The 18039-nt window shown below is 72.2% G+C and carries 16 protein-coding genes and 1 pseudogene; 11 read left to right on the top strand and 6 right to left on the bottom strand.

The window, feature by feature from the left end:
• Positions 1–16: 16 nt before the first annotated feature.
• Positions 17–319, bottom strand: coding sequence for an MTH1187 family thiamine-binding protein (locus tag ACFYOV_RS04045; RefSeq protein ID WP_389082528.1), 303 nt, complete (start codon positions 317–319; stop codon positions 17–19).
• Complete coding sequence (locus tag ACFYOV_RS04050) at positions 316–660, bottom strand: DUF3817 domain-containing protein (protein ID WP_389082530.1); 345 nt, start codon at positions 658–660, stop codon at positions 316–318. Before ACFYOV_RS04050 ends, ACFYOV_RS04045 begins: the two co-directional genes overlap by 4 nt.
• A gap of 233 nt (positions 661–893) precedes the next feature.
• On the opposite strand from ACFYOV_RS04050, the gene ACFYOV_RS04055 reads away from it, so the two are divergent.
• From ACFYOV_RS04055 to ACFYOV_RS04070, 4 genes are all read left to right on the top strand, one after another.
• Positions 894–1526, top strand: coding sequence for an AIM24 family protein (locus tag ACFYOV_RS04055; RefSeq protein WP_389084028.1), 633 nt, complete (start codon positions 894–896; stop codon positions 1524–1526).
• Between the two features lies 1 nt (position 1527).
• Positions 1528–2178 (top strand): AIM24 family protein, encoded by a 651-nt coding sequence (locus ACFYOV_RS04060; RefSeq protein WP_389082533.1) that lies wholly within the window; start codon positions 1528–1530, stop codon positions 2176–2178.
• Positions 2175–2975, top strand: a complete 801-nt coding sequence (locus tag ACFYOV_RS04065; RefSeq protein WP_389082535.1) for an AIM24 family protein — start codon at positions 2175–2177, stop codon at positions 2973–2975. The genes ACFYOV_RS04060 and ACFYOV_RS04065 overlap by 4 nt, the downstream gene beginning before the upstream one ends.
• Before the next feature lie 95 nt (positions 2976–3070).
• On the top strand, positions 3071–3547 hold the full coding sequence (locus ACFYOV_RS04070) for a MarR family winged helix-turn-helix transcriptional regulator (RefSeq protein WP_389082538.1): 477 nt from the start codon (positions 3071–3073) through the stop codon (positions 3545–3547).
• Positions 3548–3564: 17 nt separating this feature from the next.
• Here the strand turns inward: ACFYOV_RS04070 and ACFYOV_RS04075 are convergent, their stop codons facing one another.
• Entirely contained in the window at positions 3565–5049 is a 1485-nt protein-coding gene (locus ACFYOV_RS04075) for a sensor histidine kinase (protein ID WP_389082541.1), read from the bottom strand.
• A complete protein-coding gene (locus ACFYOV_RS04080; RefSeq protein ID WP_389082543.1) occupies positions 5046–5711 on the bottom strand; it encodes a response regulator transcription factor in 666 nt (221 codons plus the stop codon). The genes ACFYOV_RS04075 and ACFYOV_RS04080 overlap by 4 nt, the downstream gene beginning before the upstream one ends.
• A 123-nt stretch (positions 5712–5834) precedes the next feature.
• Between ACFYOV_RS04080 and ACFYOV_RS04085 the strand changes: the two genes are divergently transcribed.
• Entirely contained in the window at positions 5835–6494 is a 660-nt protein-coding gene (locus ACFYOV_RS04085) for a PepSY domain-containing protein (RefSeq protein ID WP_389082546.1), read from the top strand.
• A 595-nt stretch (positions 6495–7089) separates the two neighbouring features.
• On the opposite strand, the gene meaB is transcribed toward ACFYOV_RS04085, so the two are convergent.
• Both meaB and ACFYOV_RS04095 read right to left on the bottom strand, forming a co-directional pair.
• Positions 7090–8046, bottom strand: coding sequence for a methylmalonyl Co-A mutase-associated GTPase MeaB (gene meaB, locus ACFYOV_RS04090; RefSeq protein WP_389082548.1), 957 nt, complete (start codon positions 8044–8046; stop codon positions 7090–7092).
• A gap of 45 nt (positions 8047–8091) precedes the next feature.
• The gene (locus ACFYOV_RS04095; RefSeq protein ID WP_389082551.1) at positions 8092–9306 is read right to left on the bottom strand and encodes an acetyl-CoA C-acetyltransferase; all 1215 of its coding nucleotides are present in this window, start codon (positions 9304–9306) and stop codon (positions 8092–8094) included.
• A 149-nt stretch (positions 9307–9455) separates the two neighbouring features.
• On the opposite strand from ACFYOV_RS04095, the gene mce reads away from it, so the two are divergent.
• The 6 genes and pseudogenes from mce to ACFYOV_RS04125 all read left to right on the top strand — a co-directional run bounded on the left by mce (position 9456) and on the right by ACFYOV_RS04125 (position 18014).
• Positions 9456–9896 carry a methylmalonyl-CoA epimerase gene (gene mce, locus ACFYOV_RS04100; protein WP_164335145.1) on the top strand — a complete coding sequence of 147 codons (441 nt, stop codon included), beginning with the start codon at positions 9456–9458 and terminating at the stop codon, positions 9894–9896.
• Positions 9897–10105: 209 nt separating this feature from the next.
• Positions 10106–13987 (top strand): polarized growth protein Scy, encoded by a 3882-nt coding sequence (gene scy, locus ACFYOV_RS04105; protein ID WP_389082554.1) that lies wholly within the window; start codon positions 10106–10108, stop codon positions 13985–13987.
• A 266-nt stretch (positions 13988–14253) separates the two neighbouring features.
• Entirely contained in the window at positions 14254–15192 is a 939-nt protein-coding gene (locus tag ACFYOV_RS04110; RefSeq protein ID WP_389082557.1) for a cellulose-binding protein, read from the top strand.
• 85 nt (positions 15193–15277) lie between these two features.
• Positions 15278–15706, top strand: a pseudogene (locus tag ACFYOV_RS04115) (ATP-binding cassette domain-containing protein); the annotation flags it as partial.
• A gap of 194 nt (positions 15707–15900) precedes the next feature.
• The gene (locus ACFYOV_RS04120) at positions 15901–17145 is read left to right on the top strand and encodes an ABC transporter ATP-binding protein (RefSeq protein WP_389082559.1); all 1245 of its coding nucleotides are present in this window, start codon (positions 15901–15903) and stop codon (positions 17143–17145) included.
• Positions 17142–18014, top strand: a complete 873-nt coding sequence (locus ACFYOV_RS04125; protein ID WP_389082562.1) for an ABC transporter permease subunit — start codon at positions 17142–17144, stop codon at positions 18012–18014. The genes ACFYOV_RS04120 and ACFYOV_RS04125 overlap by 4 nt, the downstream gene beginning before the upstream one ends.
• Positions 18015–18039: the final 25 nt, after the last annotated feature.

Below are 18039 nucleotides of genomic sequence, written 5' to 3' on the forward strand. Positions count from 1 at the left end.
CGCCCCCGTACGGCGGTCAGTCGGCCGTCTCGGCGAGGTGGCGCTCGACGGTCTCCACCTTGGACGTGAGGCCGTCCCGGACCCCTGGGCGGATGTCCGCCTTGAGGACCAGCGAGACCCGCGGGGCCCGCGCCTCCACCGCGGCGACGGCACGCCTGACGACGTCCATCACCTCGGCCCACTCGCCCTCGATCGAGGTGAACATGGCGTCGGTGCGATGGGGCAGCCCGGACTCGCGGACCACGCGCACGGCGTCGGCGACGTACTCCCCCACGTCCTCGCCGACGCCGAGCGGCGTCACGGAGAAGGCGACGATCACGCGTTCACGATCCCTTCCTTGCGGGCGCGGGAGGCGATCACCGCGTCCTCGGCCTCGCGCTTGAGGCGGCGGTCGGCGAAGAAGCCGCCGGTGGGCAGGACCGACATCAGGAAGTAGAAGGCGGCGGTGCCGGTCGGCCACTTGGCGCGGTTCCAGGCGTCGGCCCAGAAGACCACGTAAAGGACGAACAGGAAGCCGTGGATCGCGCCCACCACCGGGACGGCGTTGAAGTCCGTGGTCCGCTTCAGGACCGAGCAGACGAGCAGGATCAGGAAGGAGATCGCCTCGGGGCCCGAGACCAGGCGGAGACGGCGGAGGGCGGCGGCGGTCTTGATGTCCACGGGTCACCTTCGATGGGAGAGACGTCGGCGTCGACGGGTCGGACGACGGGCGCGCGGTGCGTTTGTGAACGCGCGCACAAGGCGCCCCCATTCTGGCAAACGCCGGGGGCGATCACCGGAGGGGGTCCGTCCTGCGCCCGGTGGGCCTTCCCCCCGGAGGGGACTCAGGGTCCGTCTCGTCCCGGAGGATCTGTCGGCGGGGCGGGAGGGCGGCTACCGTCGCCCTCGTGGCGATGTTCCGACTTCAGAGCAGCAAGGTGCTCGCCGTCGACATGACCGGGGATGCCGTGAGGGCGAAGAACGGCTCGATGGTCGCGTACGACGGCGACATGGCCTTCAAGAAGCTCAGCGGCGGCGGTGAGGGTCTGCGCGGCATGGTGACCCGGCGGCTGACGGGTGAGCAGATGACGGTGATGGAGGTGAAGGGACTCGGAACCTGCTGGTTCGCGGACCGGGCCGCCGAGATCAGCCTGGTCGGGCTCCAGGGCGACACACTCCACGTGGAGTCGAGCAATCTGCTGGCCACCGACGGCGGCCTGCGCACCGGGACAACCTTCACCGGCCTGCGCGGCGCCTCCCAGGGAAACGGCCTGTTCACCACCACCGTCGAGGGACACGGGCAGGCGGCGATCATGTCGGACGGGCCCGCGGTGGTGCTCCGGGTCAGCGCACAGTACCCGCTGACCGTCGACCCCGGTGCCTACGTGGCCCACCAGGGGAACCTCCGGCAGTCCTTCCAGTCCGGGGTGACCTTCCGCACCCTCATGGGCGAGGGCGGCGGCGAGGCCTTCCAGCTCCGGTTCGAGGGCGACGGGCTGGTCTACGTGCAGCCCAGCGAGCGCAACACGATCGCGGGGGATGTGTGACATGCCGTTCCGTGAGATCAACGCGAAGATGGTCGAGGCGACCGTCGTGCCGGGCCGGCGGCTGTTCAGCCAGCGCGGCGCGATGCTCGCGTACAAGGGAGAGGTCACCTTCACCCCCAACAGGGCGGGCGGCCAGGGCGGGCTGGTGTCGATGATCGGGCGGCGCGTGGCCGACGAGGACACGCCCCTGATGACCGTGGAGGGCAGCGGCACCGTCCTGTTCGGGCACGGCGGCCACCACGTCCAGGTGATCAACCTGGCCGGGGACACCCTCTACGTCGAGGCGGACCGCCTGCTGGCCTTCGAGGACACCCTCCAGCAGGGCACCGTGTTCCTCGGCTCCCAGGGCGGGGTGATGGGCATGGTCCGGGGCCAGGTCTCGGGCCAGGGGCTGATCACCACCACGCTCAAGGGCCACGGGTCCGTCGCGGTCATGGCGCACGGCGGCGTCATCGAGATCCCGATCACCCCGCAGCGCCCGGTGCACGTGGACCCGCAGGCGTACGTCGCCCACCACGGCGACGTGCGCAACAAGCTGTCCACCGCCCTGGGCTGGCGGGACATGGTGGGCCGCGGCTCCGGCGAGGCGTTCCAGCTGGAGCTCAGCGGCAGCGGTGCGGTGTACGTCCAGGCGTCGGAGGAGAAGCTGTGAGCACCTACGGAACCCCGGGCGCCGGCCCCACCGTCCACGACCCGGTGACGCTGCCGTCCGACGACAACGTCGATCACTACACCTTCTGCGTGGAGCTCAAGGGGAGCCAGTGGTTCCTCCAGAAGGGGAAGATGATCGCCTACTACGGCACGATCGAGTTCAACGGCATCGGGCACGGCCGGCTCGACCGGCTGGTGCGCACGTCGTTCCATTCGCCTCTGCACGCGAGCGACTGGGTCGTGGCGGAGGGCTCGGGCAAGATGCTGCTCGCCGACCGGGCCTTCGACGTCAATTCCTACGACCTGGAGGACGGCAATCTGACCATTCGCTCGGGCAACCTCCTCGCTTTTCAGCCAAGTCTCTCCCTCAAGCAGTCGATCGTGCCGGGTTTTCTCACGCTCATCGGAACCGGAAAGTTCGTGGCCGCGTCAAACGGTCCGGTGGTGTTCATGGAACCTCCTGTCCGGGTGGACCCGCAGGCACTGGTGGGGTGGGCCGACTGCCCCTCTCCGTGCCACCACTACGACCATGGGTACATGACCGGCGTCATGGGCGGTCTACGTGCGATGACGGGCCTCGGCGGGGTCTCCGGCGAGGAGCACCAGTTCGAGTTCGTGGGCGCAGGAACGGTGCTGCTCCAGTCGTCGGAGACCCTGATGCCGGAGCAGGCCACGGGGGTCGCTCCGCACGAGCCGGGTGTGCCCGGTGGCGGGGTGTCCGGCGGGCACGGGCAGGGCTCGGGGGCACCGCGCCTTCCCGGACAGCTGGGCGACCTCCAGCGTCGCTTCGGGCTGTGAGCGGTAGTCTGCGGAGTGTGACATCGAACGCGTGCACGCAGTCACATGACCACCCTCACTAGTTCGCCTTTCAACTTCTTAGGTAGACTTCATTCATGGAGACCGAGACGGCCACGCGCTGGCTGACCGATGCGGAGCAGTGCGCCTGGCGCACCCACCTGGAGGTCAACAGGCTGTTGACGTACCAGCTCGAGAAGGACCTGCAGCCGTTCGGCCTGACAATGAACGACTACGAGATCCTGGTGAACCTCTCCGAGTCGGAGGACCTGCGGATGCGGATGAGCGACCTCGCCTCCGCCACCCTCCAGTCCAAGAGCCGCCTCTCGCACCAGATCACGCGGATGGAGAACGGGAACCTGGTCCGCCGGGAGAACTGCGAGTCCGACCGCCGCGGGCTCTACGCAGTCCTCACCGAGCACGGCATGGAGACCATGCAGAAGGTCGCGCCCCATCACGTGGCGTCCGTGCGCCGGCACTTCATCGACCTGCTCTCCCCCGAAGCCCTGACCGAACTCGACAAGGCCCTCAAGCCCATCGCGGAGCATCTGCGGGGCCAGCGGGGACGCCTCTGACCAGGGCCGTTTCCCCGTCAGGCGAGCGGCAGGCGGAGCTCGAACAGGGCTCCGCCGGTCGGCGCCGCACCGGCGGTGAGCGTGCCGCCGTGCCGTAGGGCGACGTCCCGGGCGATGGCCAGGCCGAGCCCCGCGCCGCCGTCGTCGCGACTGCGGGCGGCGTCCAGCCGCACGAACCGCTCGAAGATCCGCTCCCGGTCCGCCTCCGGAATTCCTTCCCCGTCGTCGGCGACCCCGACGACCGCCCGGTCACGTTCCCCGCGCACCGTCACGGTGACCGCCCCGCGGGCGTGGCGCTGGGCGTTGTCGAGCAGATTGGCGAGGACCCGTCCCAGCTGCCCCCGCGATCCGGCCACCTCCACCGGCTCCGCGTCCACCGTGACGCCGGCCCGCCCCGCCGCCTCCTCCCGGGCCAGCGCGGCCAGGTCGACCCGGGTGCCGACGGGCCGCTCCCCCGCGTCCAGCCGGGCGAGCAGCAGCAGGTCGGCGGCCAGCCGCTGGAGTCGCACCGTGTCCTCGACGGCGCCGTCCAGGTCGAGCAGTTCCGGGTGGGCGGCGGCCACCTCCAGCTGGGTCCGCAGCGAGGCGATCGGGCTGCGCAACTCGTGCGAGGCGTCCGCGACGAACCGCCGCTGGCGCTCCACGGATGTCTCCAGGGCGGCGAGCGTCTCGTTGGTGGTGCGGGCGAGGCGGGCGATCTCGTCGTGGGTGTCCGGCTGCGGCACCCGGCGGCCGAGGTCCTCGGATGCGGTGATCGCCGCCATCTCCCGGCGGATGCCCTCGACCGGACGCAGGGCCCGCCCGGTGACCAGCCAGGTCACCCCGGCGACGACCCCCAGCAGCAGCGGGAGGCCGACGAGCATCACCGTCAGCGCGGTCCGCACTGCGCCGTGCTCGGCGGCGAGCGGGGCACCGGCGTGCACGGTGAGCCGGCCCCGGTCGGGCGTCTCGACCTCCACGGCGGCGAAACGGTAGTCCTCGGTGTCGCCGTCGATCGTGGCGGAACCAGTGCCGAAGGTGGTCCGCCGGGCGATCTCGCCGGGCTCGAGGGACGCGCCGGAGTCACCGCCGTCGTCCGGATCGCCGTCCGGATCGCCGTCCGGGTCGCCGTCCCGGCCGGCCGCGTCGTCGGAGTCGGCCGCGTCGTCGTCCTCCTGTCCCATGGGCTGTGGCTGCGGCCTGCGGGGGTTCACCTCGGTGGTGGCCGTGCCGGTGATCCGCTCCAGGTCCTCACTGGCGGCGACCAGGACTCCGTTCCCGTCGACGACCTGTACGGGCCCGTCGTCGCCGTCGAGTCCGGACAGCCTGCCGTACGGCGTCCGGGCGGCCAGTTCGGAGGCGACCGCCCGCGCCGAGCGCTCCGCGCGGGTGCCCGCCTCGCCGATCAGATTGGACCGCAGCGACAGCAGTACGGCCGTGCCCGCGGCGACGAGCGCCACCGCGACGACGAGGGTGGCACCGAGCGTCGCCCGGGCCCGGACCGAACCGAACAGCCTGCTCACGGCGCCGTCTCCAGCCGGTACCCGGCTCCGCGCACGGTGTGGATCAGACCGGCGCGCAGCTTGCGGCGCAGTGCGCTGACGTAGACCTCGACGATGTTCGGGTCGCCCTCGTAGGCGAAGTCCCAGACGTGCTCCAGGATCTCCGCCTTGGACACCACCTCCCCGGCCCGCAGCACCAGTTGCTCCAGCACGGAGAACTCCTTGGCGGTGAGCGCCACCTCCTCGTCGCCGAGGAAGACCCGGCGGGCGGCGGTGTCCAGCCTGAGGTCGCCGTGCACATGGACCGGCGAGGCCCCGGTGCCCGGTCGGCGGCGCAGCAGTGCCTTGATCCGGGCGACGAGGACGACGTAGGAGAACGGCTTGGTGAGGTAGTCGTCGGCGCCGGTGTCCAGTCCCTCGGCCTCGTCGTACTCGCCGTCCTTGGCGGTGAGCACGAGGATCGGCACCTCGTGGCCGGCCGCGCGAAGGGCGGCGCAGACCCGGTAGCCGTTCAGGCCGGGCAGCATGATGTCGAGGATCACCAGGTCGTACGTGCCCAGCGTGGCCCGGTGCAGGCCCTCGCGGCCGTCGTGGACCACGTCCACCGCGTAGCCCTCGGCCGTCAGGCCCCTGGCGAGCGACAGGGCCAGCCGTTTCTCGTCCTCCACAAGCAACAGGCGCATGTGCCCAGGGTGGCAAAGGAACCCTGAAGATCCCTTCAGGCGGCTTCAGCTTCCCCTCAGCGTCGGTCGGCGAGATTGAGGACGTCACAGAACGCGAAGTGACATGACTCGGGAGGAATGCGGATGAAGCGCAACATCGTGATCGCCGCCGTGACGGCCGCGGCGCTGATCGGCGGAGGCACGGCGACGGCTCTGGCGTTCTCGGGGGACGAGGCGCCGACGACGCGGCAGACGGACGTACGGGCCGGGGACGACGACGGGCGGGCGGACACCGGCGACGACCGGGACCACACCGGCGACGACCGGGCCCGCGGCGGGGACGACGACGCGGACCGTGACGACGCCCGCGTGAGCTCCGCCGACGTGACCGCGGCGGCCGCCGTCGCCGCCGCGCTGAAGCACACGCCGGGCACCGCCGTCGCCGTCGAGCGGGACGACGCGGTGTGGGAGGTCGAGGTCCTCGGCCGCGGCGGCAGCTGGACCGGCGTGCGCGTCGCCCCGGGCAGCGGCAAGGTCCTCGGTACGCAGGAGGAGGACGACGCGGACGGCGACGACACCGCCGGTGCACGGGCCGCGCTGAAGGGGACGTCCGTGACCGCCGTGCAGGCCGCGAAGGCGGCTGCCGCCCGGGGCACGGTGACGTCGGTGGAACTGGACGACGACGGCACCGAGGGCTGGGAGGCCGAGACGACCTCCCCCGGCGGTGCCGAGCGCGCCTGGCGGATCGATCCGGCCACGGGCGCGGTGACACCCGACCGGAGCGGCGCCTCCGACGACGACTGACCGGGCCGGGGACCGGTGCCCGGCCGCTGTTCCGTCCCCGAGCGGCCCGCCCCCGGCAGGCGACTGGCCCGACGAGGCGGCACATCTCCGGACGAGAAGGCCCGGCGGGCGTCGGCACGCCTGCGAGCAGACACACCTGCCGAGCGAATCGCGGACGAGCAGGCGCCCCTGGCCGGCACCCGGCGAACAGTCGCACTCGGCGGCCACGTACACCCGGCTGTGCCGGCCGTGCCCAGCGGGACGCGGAGCTGGCGGGACGGACACCGTCGCGGACACGCAGACCCGACGGGCGGTACCCCCCTGCACGCCACGACACGCCCTCTGAGCAGCGCATCCAGCAGCAGGTGCCGGCACGTCGAGCGCGAACGGGCGACCTGCGCGGGCACCCCGCAGGCATCGGCGAGCCGCCGATGGGTCCGTGCATGGTGGCGTGGGTCCCGTGCGTGGTGGCGCCACCACGCACGGGTGGGCCCCACCGGGGACCGGCGGGTCCCGGCGGACGCACCGGCCGACGCTCGGCGGTGCGGCAGGGAACGTACGCCCGCACGCCCGGCCGGGCCGGGGCGCGGGAGGACCCCGCCGGAGGCGGGGTACCTCAGCCCTGCGTCAGCCCCGTGACCAGTTCGTCCGCCGCGCGGTACGGGTCCAGTTCGCCCGCGATGATGCGCTCCGCGAGAGCGCCGAGGCGGCGGTCGCCGTGCAGATCGCCGATGCGTTCACGCAGGGCCGTGACGGCGATCGTCTCCACCTCGCGGGCGGCGCGGGACAGCCGGCGCTGCGCCAGCACTCCGCGCTCCTCCATCCACGCACGGTGCTTCTCCAGCGCCTCCACGACCTCGTCGACACCCTCGGCACGCGCGGCGACCGTCTTGACGATCGGCGGGCGCCAGTCTCCGGGGGCCCGGGACTCGCCGAGGCCCAGCATGTGGTTCAGCTCGCGGGCGGTGGCGTCCGCGCCGTCGCGGTCGGCCTTGTTGACGACGTAGACGTCGCCGATCTCCAGGATTCCGGCCTTGGCGGCCTGGATGCCGTCGCCCATCCCGGGGGCCAGCAGCACGACCGAGGTGTCGGCCTGGGAGGCGATCTCCACCTCCGACTGGCCGACACCGACCGTCTCGACCAGGACGACGTCGCAGCCCGCCGCGTCCAGCACCCGGATGGCCTGCGGCGCGGCCCACGCGAGGCCGCCCAGGTGCCCGCGCGTCGCCATGGAGCGGATGTAGACACCGGGGTCGGAGGCGTGCTCCGACATCCGGACGCGGTCACCGAGCAGAGCGCCGCCGGAGAAGGGCGAGGACGGGTCGACGGCCAGGACGCCGACCCGCTTGCCCTGTTTGCGGTACGCGGTCACCAGCGCCGAGGTGGACGTCGACTTGCCGACGCCCGGCGAACCGGTCAGGCCGACCACATACGCGTTGCCGGTCAGCGGCGCGAGAGCCGCCATGACCTCCCTCAGCTGCGGGGACGCCCCCTCCACCAGGGAGATCAGCCGGGCCACGGCACGCGGCCTGCCCTCCCTGGCCTGGGCCACCAGAGTGGAGACGTCCTGCATCACAGCTCCGTTCACGAGAGAGAAGACCAGCAGACAAAACCAGGCTCAGGCCTTGGGTACCCGCACGATCAGCGCGTCACCCTGGCCGCCGCCACCGCACAGCGCCGCGGCGCCGACCCCGCCACCGCGCCGCTTGAGCTCCAGCGCCAGGTGCAGCACGAGACGCGCACCGGACATCCCGATCGGGTGACCCAGGGCGATCGCGCCGCCGTTGACGTTCACCATTTCCGTGGAAACGCCGAGGTCCTTCATTGACTGCACGGCGACCGCGGCGAACGCCTCGTTGATCTCGATGAGGTCCAGGTCGGAGACCTCCAGGCCCTCCTTCTTGAGGGCGTGCAGGATCGCGTTGGACGGCTGCGACTGCAGGGAGTTGTCGGGACCGGCCACGTTGCCGTGGGCGCCGATCTCCGCGATCCAGTCCAGGCCCAGTTCCTGCGCCTTGGCCTTGCTCATCACGACCACGGCCGCCGCGCCGTCGGAGATCTGCGAGGAGGAGCCGGCCGTGATGGTGCCGTCCTTGGAGAAGGCGGGGCGCAGCTTGCCGAGGGACTCCGCGGTGGTGTCCGCGCGGATGCCCTCGTCCTTGCTGAACAGCACCGGGTCGCCCTTGCGCTGCGGGATCTCCACCGGGGTGATCTCGGCCTCGAAGATGCCGTTCTTCTGCGCGGCGGCGGCCCGCTGGTGGGACAGCGCGGCGATCTCGTCCTGCTCGGCGCGGCCGATGCCCAGGCGGGTGTTGTGCTTCTCGGTGGACTCGCCCATCGCGACGTTCTCGAAGGAGTCCGTCAGGCCGTCGTACGCCATGGCGTCGATCATCTGCACCGCACCGTACTTGAAGCCCTCGCGGGACTTCGGCAGCAGGTGCGGGGCGTTGGTCATGGACTCCTGGCCGCCGGCGACGACCACGTCGAACTCGCCGGCCCGGATCAGCTGGTCGGCCAGGGCGATCGCGTCGAGGCCGGACAGGCACACCTTGTTGATCGTGAGTGCCGGGACGTTCATCGGGATGCCGGCCTTGACCGCGGCCTGGCGCGCCGGGATCTGCCCCGCCCCGGCCTGGAGCACCTGCCCCATGATCACGTACTGGACCTGGTCGCCACCGATCCCCGCACGGTCGAGGGCGGCCTTGATCGCGAAGCCGCCGAGGTCGGCTCCGGAGAAGGACTTCAGCGAACCGAGCAACCGACCCATCGGGGTGCGGGCGCCCGCGACGATGACGGACGTCGTGCCGTTCGTTGCGGAAGATGCAGAGGACATGGGCTGCGATCTCCTATCCGGCCTGCACAGCCGAGGAGTGAACGAGGGTTTACTTCGAATGTACTGACGCGCGGTGGACCGCGTCACCGGCCTTTCGGTGTGATCGCGCGCACGTTGCGTAACCACGCCCGGAGCGCTGCACTGAATCCATGCTGACGCGAATCGACCACATCGGAATCGCCTGCTTCGATCTCGACCGCACCGTCGAGTTCTACCGGGCCACCTACGGCTTCGAGGTGTTCCACTCGGAGGTGAACGAGGAGCAGGGCGTGCGCGAGGCCATGCTCAAGATCAACGACACCTCGGACGGCGGCGCCTCCTACCTCCAGCTCCTGGAGCCCACCCGCGAGGACTCCACCGTCGCCAAGTGGCTGGCGAAGAACGGCGAGGGCGTGCACCACATCGCCTTCGGTACGGCGGACGTCGACGCCGACGCGGCCGACATCAAGGACAAGGGCGTACGCGTTCTGTACGAGGAGCCCCGGCGCGGCTCCATGGGGTCACGGATCACCTTCCTGCACCCCAAGGACTGCCACGGCGTACTGACAGAACTGGTCACTTCGGCGCCTGTTGAGTCGCCTGAGCACTGACCCACGTACATATGGGCCGGTAGGGTTGGGTGCGGTCGCCGCTCGATCCAGGGCGACCGCTTTTCCGGGGTCCAGGGTTTCGGGGGGCGAGCGCCGGGGCAGCAGCCCATGCTCCGCCGTTGATCTGACACCATTCCCCCGGGGGCCCCGTTCGGCGGATGGACGGAGCTCGGCCAGACTTGCGACCAGGGGACGGATGGGACCGCGCAGTGCGGGGCTACGAGAGCCAGGAGCGAGAGCCGGCGGCTGACGTCGACCACCTCTCTCGGTTCGAAGCCGAGATGAAGCGGCTGAAGACCGAGCGGGAAAAGGCGATCCAGCACGCCGAGGACCTCGGCTACCAGGTCGAGGTGCTGCGCGCCAAGCTGCACGAGGCGCGGCGCACCATCATGTCCCGGCCCGCCTACGACGGCGGCGACATCGGCTACCAGGCCGAGCAGTTGCTGCGCAACGCGCAGGTGCAGGCCGACCAGCTCCGCGCGGACGCCGAGCGCGAGCTGAGCCAGGCACGCGCCCAGACCCAGCGGATCCTCCAGGAGCACGCCGAGCAGGCGGCCCGGCTCCAGGCCGAGCTGCACCAGGAGGCGGTGACCCGGCGCCAGCAGCTCGACCAGGAGCTCGCCGAGCGCCGCCAGACCGTCGAGTCGCACGTCAACGAGAACGTGGCCTGGGCGGAGCAGCTGCGGGCCCGCACCGAGCAGCAGGCCCGCCGGCTGCTCGAGGAGTCCCGCGCGGAGGCCGAGCAGGCCATGGCCGCCGCCCGCGCGGAGGCCGAGCGGCTGACCGCCGAGGCCCGCCAGCGGCTGCGGAGCGAGGCGGAGTCCGCCCGCACGGAGGCCGAGCAGATCCTGCGCCGCGCCCGCGCGGACGCCGAGCGGCTGCTGAACGCCGCCTCCACGCAGGCCCAGGAGGCCACCGACCACGCCGAGCAGCTGCGGACGTCGACCGCCAGCGAGTCGGAGACGGCGCGCCGCCAGGCACAGGAGCTCAGCCGGGCCGCAGAGCAGCGCATGTCGGAAGCCGATACGGCGCTGCGCGAGGCCCGCACCGAGGCGGAGAAGGTGCTCGCCGAGGCGAAGGAGGCCGCCGCCAAGGCGCTCGCGTCCGCCGAGTCCGCCAACGAGACGCGCACGCGCACCGCCAAGGAGCAGGTCGCCCGGCTGGTCGAGGAGGCCACCAAGGAGGCCGAGCAGACCAGGTCCGAGGCCGAGCAGTTGGTCGCCGACGCCCGCGCCGAGGCCGAGAAGATCGTCACCGAGGCGGCCGAGAAGGCCCGCACGATCACCGCCGAGGAGACGGCGACCCAGCTGTCCAAGGCCGCCAGGACCGCCGAGGACGTGCTGAACAAGGCGTCCGAGGACGCCAAGAAGACCACCCGGGCCGCCGCCGAGGAGGCCGAGCGGATCCGCCGGGAGGCCGAGGCCGAGGCGGACCGGCTGCGCGCCGAGGCGCACGACATCGCCGAGCAGCTCAAGGGCGCGGCAAAGGACGACACCAAGGAGTACCGCGCCAAGACGGTCGAGCTCCAGGAGGAGGCCCGGCGGCTGCGCGGCGAGGCCGAGCAACTGCGCGCCGACGCGGTCGCCGAGGGCGAGCGGATCCGCGCGGAGGCCCGCAGGGAGGCCGTGGCGCAGATCGAGGAGGCGGCGCGGTCCGCCGAGGAGCTGCTCGCCAAGGCCAAGGCCGACGCGGACGAGCTGCGCTCCACCGCGCAGACGGACAGCGAGAAGGTCCGCACCGAGGCCATCGAGCGCGCCACCACGCTACGGCGGCAGGCCGAGGAGACGCTGGAGCGCACCCGCAAGGATGCCGAGCAGTACCGCGCGGAGGCCGCCGAGCAGGCCGAGGCGCTGAAGGAGGACGCCGCGCGGGCGGCGCGCGAGCTGCGCGAGGAGGCCGAGCGGGCCGTCGCGGCCCGGCGCGCGGAGGCCGCCGAGGAGCTGGCGCGGGTCCAGGGCGAGGCCGAGGAGCGGCTCGCCGCCGCCGAGCAGGCGCTGAGCGACGCCCGCGAGGAGGCGGCAAGGATCCGCCGGGAGGCGGCCGAGGAGACCGAGCGGCTGCGCACCGAGGCCGCCGAGCGGATCCGCACGCTCCAGCAGCAGGCGGAGGCGGAGGCGGACCGGCTGCGCACCGAGGCCGCCGCCGACGCGTCCGCGTCCCGCGCGGAGGGCGAGACCGTCGCGGTCCGGCTGCGGTCGGAGGCCGCGGCCGAGGCCGAGCGGCTGAAGTCGGAGGCGCAGGACAGCGCCGACCGGATGCGGGCCGAGGCGCAGGCCGCCGCCGAGCGGCTGGGGGCGGAGGCGTCGGAGACGCTGGCCGCCGCGCAGGAGGAGGCGGCACGCCGCCGCCGCGAGGCCGAGGAACTGCTGGGCGCAGCCCGGCAGGAGGCCGACCAGGAGCGCCGGCGGGCCCGCGAGCAGAGCGAGGAGCTGCTGGCCTCGGCGCGCAAGCGCGTGGAGGAGGCTCAGGCCGAGGCCGTGCGCCTGGTCGAGGAGGCCGACCGGCGCGCCACCGAGATGGTGTCGGCGGCCGAGCAGCATGCCCAGCAGGTGCGGGACTCCGTGGCGGGCCTCCAGGAGCAGGCCCAGGAGGAGATCGCCGGGCTGCGCAGCGCGGCCGAGCACGCGGCGGAGCGCACGCGCCGTGAGTCCGAGGAGGAGGCGGACCGGGTCCGCGCCGACGCCTACGCGGAGCGCGAGCGGGCGAGCGAGGACGCGGGCCGGCTGCGGCGCGAGGCGCAGGAGGAGTCGGAAGCCGCCAAGGCCCTCGCCGAGCGCACGATGTCCGAGGCGATCAACGAGGCGGAGCGGATCCGCGCGGACGTCGCCGAGCACGCCCAGCGGGTGCGCACCGAGGCGGCGGACGCCATCGCCGAGGCGGAGCAGAACGCCGCCCGCACCCGGGCGGACGCCCGCGAGGACGCCAACCGGATCCGTTCGGACGCGGCGACGCAGGCGGACACCCTCATCACCGAGGCGCGCAGCGAGGCGGAGCGGCTCACCGCCGAGACGATCACGGAGACCGACCGGCTGCGCGTGGAGACGGTCGCCGAGGCAGAGCGGGTGCGGTCGGAGTCGGTCGCCAAGGCGGAGAAGCTGATCGCGGACGCCACCGGCGACGCGGAGCGGCTGCGGGCCGAGGCCGCCGAGGCGGTCGGCTCGGCGCAGCAGCACGCGAAGCGGATCCGCGTCGAGGCCGAGCGGCTGAAGGGCGACGCGGAGGCGGCGGCCGACCGGCTGATGAGCTCGGCGCGCGAGGAGGCCGAGCGCACCCTGGACGAGGCCCGCAAGGACGCCAACAAGCGGCGCTCCGAGGCGGCCGAGCAGGTCGACAAGCTCATCGCCGAGACCACGGCCGAGGCGGACAAGCTGCTGGCCGAGGCGCGGAAGCAGGCGCTCAGGACGACCGCGGACGCGGAGTCCCAGGCGGACACCATGGTCGGCGCGGCCCGCAGCGAGGCCGAGCGGATCGTGTCCGAGGCCACCGTCGAGGGCAACGCGCTCGTGGAGAAGGCCCGGACGGACGCGGACGAGCTGCTGGTCGGCGCCCGCCGGGACGCCACGCAGATCAGGGAGCGCGCCGAGGAGCTGCGCGACCGCGTCACCTCCGAGATCGAGGACCTGCACGAGCGGGCCCGCCGTGAGGCGGCGGAGACGATGAAGTCGACGGGCGACCGCTGCGACGCGCTGATCAAGGCCGCCGAGGAGCAGCTCGCCAAGGCCGAGGCGAAGGCCAAGGAGATCGTCTCGGAGGCCAACTCGGAGGCGGGCAAGGTGCGCATCGCCGCCGTGAAGAAGGCGGAGGGCCTGCTGAAGGAGGCCGAGCAGAAGAAGGCCACGCTCGTCCGGGAGGCGGAGGAGCTGAAGGCGGAGGCGATCCGCGAGGCGCGGCGCACGGTCGAGGAGGGCAAGCGCGAGCTGGAGATCCTGGTGCGCCGCCGCGAGGACATCAACGCGGAGATCTCCCGGGTGCAGGACGTCCTGGAGGCGCTGGAGTCGTTCGAGGCTCCGCCGGGCGGCAAGGACAACGGGGTCAAGGCGGGGGCCGCGGCCGGCGCGACCCGTTCGGGCGGCAAGATCTCCGACAGCTAGGGCCCTCGTTGGCATCGGGACGCAGGGAGACGACGGCGCCTCGATACCGCGCTTCCGCGGCGTGATCCACAGACAGGTCCTGGCAAACCGGGCGGAATCCCCTGTCTGCCAGGGGCTTTGACCAAGGCTTTGGCAAGGGCTCCGACGGTTAGCCACTCAAAAGGGGTGTCATTCTCCGTATCAAACGTGCATCCGCTCGATGACACACCGCTTCGGCCCCTAGGATTCCACCTATCACCTCACCGGTCTCATTCGACAGGAATCCCATGAGCGACACTTCCCCCTACGGCTTCGAGCTTGTGCGGCGTGGGTACGACCGCGCTCAGGTGGACGAACGTATCTCCAAGCTCGTCTCCGACCGTGACAGTGCTCTCGCCCGCATCACCGCTCTGGAGAAGCGCATCGAGGAACTCCACCTCGAGACGCAGAACGCCCAGGCGCAGGTCACCGACGCCGAGCCGTCGTACGCGGGTCTCGGCGCACGCGTGGAGAAGATCCTGCGGCTCGCCGAGGAAGAGGCGAAGGACCTTCGCGAGGAGGCCCGGCGCGCGGCGGAGCAGCACCGCGAACTCGCCGAGTCGGCCGCCCAGCAGGTGCGCAACGACGCCGAGTCGTACGCCGCCGAGCGCAAGGCCAAGGCCGAGGACGAGGGCGTCCGGATCGTCGAGAAGGCCAAGAGCGACGCCGCTCAGCTGCGTACCGAGGCGCAGAAGGACGCGCAGTCCAAGCGTGAGGAGGCGGACGCCCTCTTCGAGGAGACCCGCGCCAAGGCGGCGCAGGCCGCCGCCGACTTCGAGACGAACCTGGCCAAGCGCCGCGAGCAGTCCGAGCGCGACCTGGCGTCCCGTCAGGCCAAGGCGGAGAAGCGTCTGGCGGAGATCGAGCACCGCGCGGAGCAGCTGCGCCTGGAGGCCGAGAAGCTGCGCACCGACGCCGAGCGCCGCGCCCGCCAGACGGTGGAGACCGCGCAGCGCCAGGCCGAGGACATCGTGGCCGACGCCAACGCCAAGGCGGACCGGATCCGTTCGGAATCCGAGCGCGAGCTCGCGGCCCTGACCAACCGCCGCGACTCCATCAACGCCCAGCTGACGAACGTCCGCGAGATGCTCGCCACGCTCACGGGTGCTGCGGTGGCCGCGACCGGTGCGCCCGCCACCGAGGACGAGCCGATCTCCCGCGGGGTGCCGGCCCAGCAGTCCCGGTAACGTCCGGGAGTACAACGGCTGAAAACACGCGAAGCCCTCTGCCACTGGGGTGGCAGAGGGCTTTGTCCCTTTTGGGCGTGGCCGCATGATCGAGCTCGAGGGGCTGACCAAGCGGTACGGCGAGAAGGTGGCCGTCAACCATCTGACGTACACCCGCCGTCGGACCGGGCATCGTCACGAGCTTCCTCGGCCCCAATGGCGCGGGCAAGTCGACCACCATCCGGATGATGCCGGGCCTGGACCGCCCCACCGCCGGGGGCGCCGCATCGACGGCAGCCACTACCACCGGCTCAAGGACCCGATCACGTGCATCGGCGCCCTGCTGGACGCCAAGGCGGTGCACGGCGGGCGCAGCGCCTTCAACCACCTGCTGTGGCTCGCCCAGAGCAACGGCATCCCGCGGCAGCGGGTGCACGAGGTGCTGGACACGGTGGGGCTGACGGCCGTGGCGAGGAAGAAGGCCAAGGGGTTCTCGCTCGGCAGGGGCCGGCGCCCCGGGATCGCCGCCGGCCTGGGGATCATGGTGCTGTGGGCGCTCGCGGCGCTCGTGGGCGGTTTCCTGGTACTCAAGAGGCGCGACGCGTAGCACGGGACCGGGCGGGACCGGTTTTTGCCCACGCTTGAACGGAACCGTCGGCGCCTGGATATCCTCCTAACCCTTACGGGGGCGTGTGCCCCGCTGTCCTGAACCTTTGATGGGTGCGGAGCATGATCGAGGCAGTCGGCCTGACCAAGCGCTACGGCGACAAGACCGCTGTGTACAACCTTTCCTTCCAGGTACGGCCCGGCGCCGTCACCGGCTTCCTGGGCCCGAACGGATCCGGCAAGTCGACGACGATGCGCATGATCCTGGGCCTGGACAACCCCACCTCGGGGCAGGTGACGATCGGCGGCTATCCGTACCGCAAGCTCCCCAACGCTCCCCGACAGGTCGGCGCCCTGCTGGACGCCAAGGCGGTGCACGGCGGACGGGCGGCCCGCAACCACCTGCTGAGCCTGGCCCAGCTGTCGGGCATCCCGGCCCGGCGGGTGGACGAGGTGCTGGGCGTGGTCGGCCTGCACGAGGTGGCGGGGAAGCGGTCCAAGGGCTTCTCGCTCGGCATGGGACAGCGCCTCGGCATCGCCGCCGCGCTGCTCGGCGACCCCCAGGTGCTGCTGTTCGACGAACCGGTCAACGGCCTCGACCCCGAGGGCATCCTCTGGGTGCGCAACCTGATGAAGTCCCTCGCGGCGGAGGGCCGCACGGTCTTCGTCTCCTCGCACCTGATGAGCGAGATGGCGCTGACCGCGGACCACCTCATCGTCATCGGCCGCGGCCAGCTGCTCGCCGACATGAGCGTGACGGACTTCATCTCCGCCAACTCGGCCGATTTCGCTCGCGTGCGCACCCCGGACACCGAGCCGCAGGCGCGCGAGAAACTGTCCGCCGCCATCACCGAGGCGGGCGGCCACGTGCTGCCCGAGCAGGACGGCGCGCTGCGGGTGACGGGACTGCCGCTGCCGCGCATCAGCGACATCGCCCACGACAGCGACGTACGGCTGTGGGAGCTCTCGCCCCACCAGGCCTCGCTGGAGGAGGCGTACATGCGCATGACGCAGGGCGTCGTCGACTACCGCTCCACCGTCGACCAGAAGCAGGGGCTCCAGCAGCCGCTGCCGCCGGGCGCGCAGCCGCCGGTACCGGTCCCGGGTCAGGGCCAGCCCGGCTGGTACGCCCCGCCGCCGCCGGCGCAGGGCGGTCAGCCGTTCGCCGCACCGCAGAGCGCCGGGCAGCCGCCGGCCGGTCCGTACGCCGCGCCGGCACCGGGCGCGGGCCACCTGGCCCAGGCGCCCAACCCGTACGCCCAGTTCGCCCCGCAGGCGCCCCAGGGCCAGGCCCCGGCCGCCCCGCCCGCCGCGCCGCCGTCCGTCCCCACCAGCTCCGACCTGACCAAGCCCGAGGACGCCCGATGAGCACGCCCCAGCCCCCGATGCCGCAGACCGCCGCACCCGCATGGCAGGCGGCCCCCGGAGCCGCGTATCCCGGCTACACCTCGCCGATCCCGGTGGTGCGCACGCACCTCGGGCACGCGATCGCCTCCGAGTGGACCAAGATCCGCTCGGTGCGCTCCACGATGTGGACGCTGGGCGTGTTCGTGCTGCTCGTCGTCGGCATCGGCCTGCTCACCGGTCTGGTGGTCGCGAGCTCGGGCACGGACCTGAACAACGAGAGCCCGCTGTCCATCGGCTTCTTCGGGCTGCTGCTGGGCAGCATGTGCATCATCACGCTGGGCGTGCTGACCACGGCCTCGGAGTACGGCACCGGCATGATCCGCACCACGATGGTCGCCTGCCCCTCCCGGGGCCGGGTGCTCGCGGCGAAGGCCGTGGTGTTCTTCCTGGTCGCCTTCGTGGTGACGCTGGTGTCCGCCACCTTGATGGCCTTCCTGCACGTGGCTCTGCTGGCGGACAACGGCGCGAAGGACCCGACCGGGGGCGAGTGGCTGCGGGGTACCGTCGGCATCGCGCTGTACATCGCGCTGCTCGGCACGCTGTCGCTGGCCGTCGGCTCGGTGGTCCGGCACTCGGCCGGCGCCATCACCATCATGATCGGTGCCGTGCTCGCTCCGCTGGTGATCGCGCTGTTCATGTTCTCGCAGTCGCTGGAGGACGTGCAGCAGGCGCTGTTCGAGTACTCCATCCCCAACCAGCTCAGCGTCTTCTACTCCAACTCCCTGAGCCAGACCGGCCCCTCGGGCTGGGACCCGCTGTGGATCATGCTCGGGGTCACGGCCGTGGTCCTCGGCGGTGCCTTCGCACTGCTGGAGAAGCGCGACGTCTGAACCCGGCCCGGGCCGACGCAACTTC

The sequence above is a fragment of the Streptomyces sp. NPDC005931 genome, assembly GCF_042871235.1.
In the GTDB taxonomy this organism is placed as follows: Bacteria; Actinomycetota; Actinomycetes; order Streptomycetales; family Streptomycetaceae; genus Streptomyces.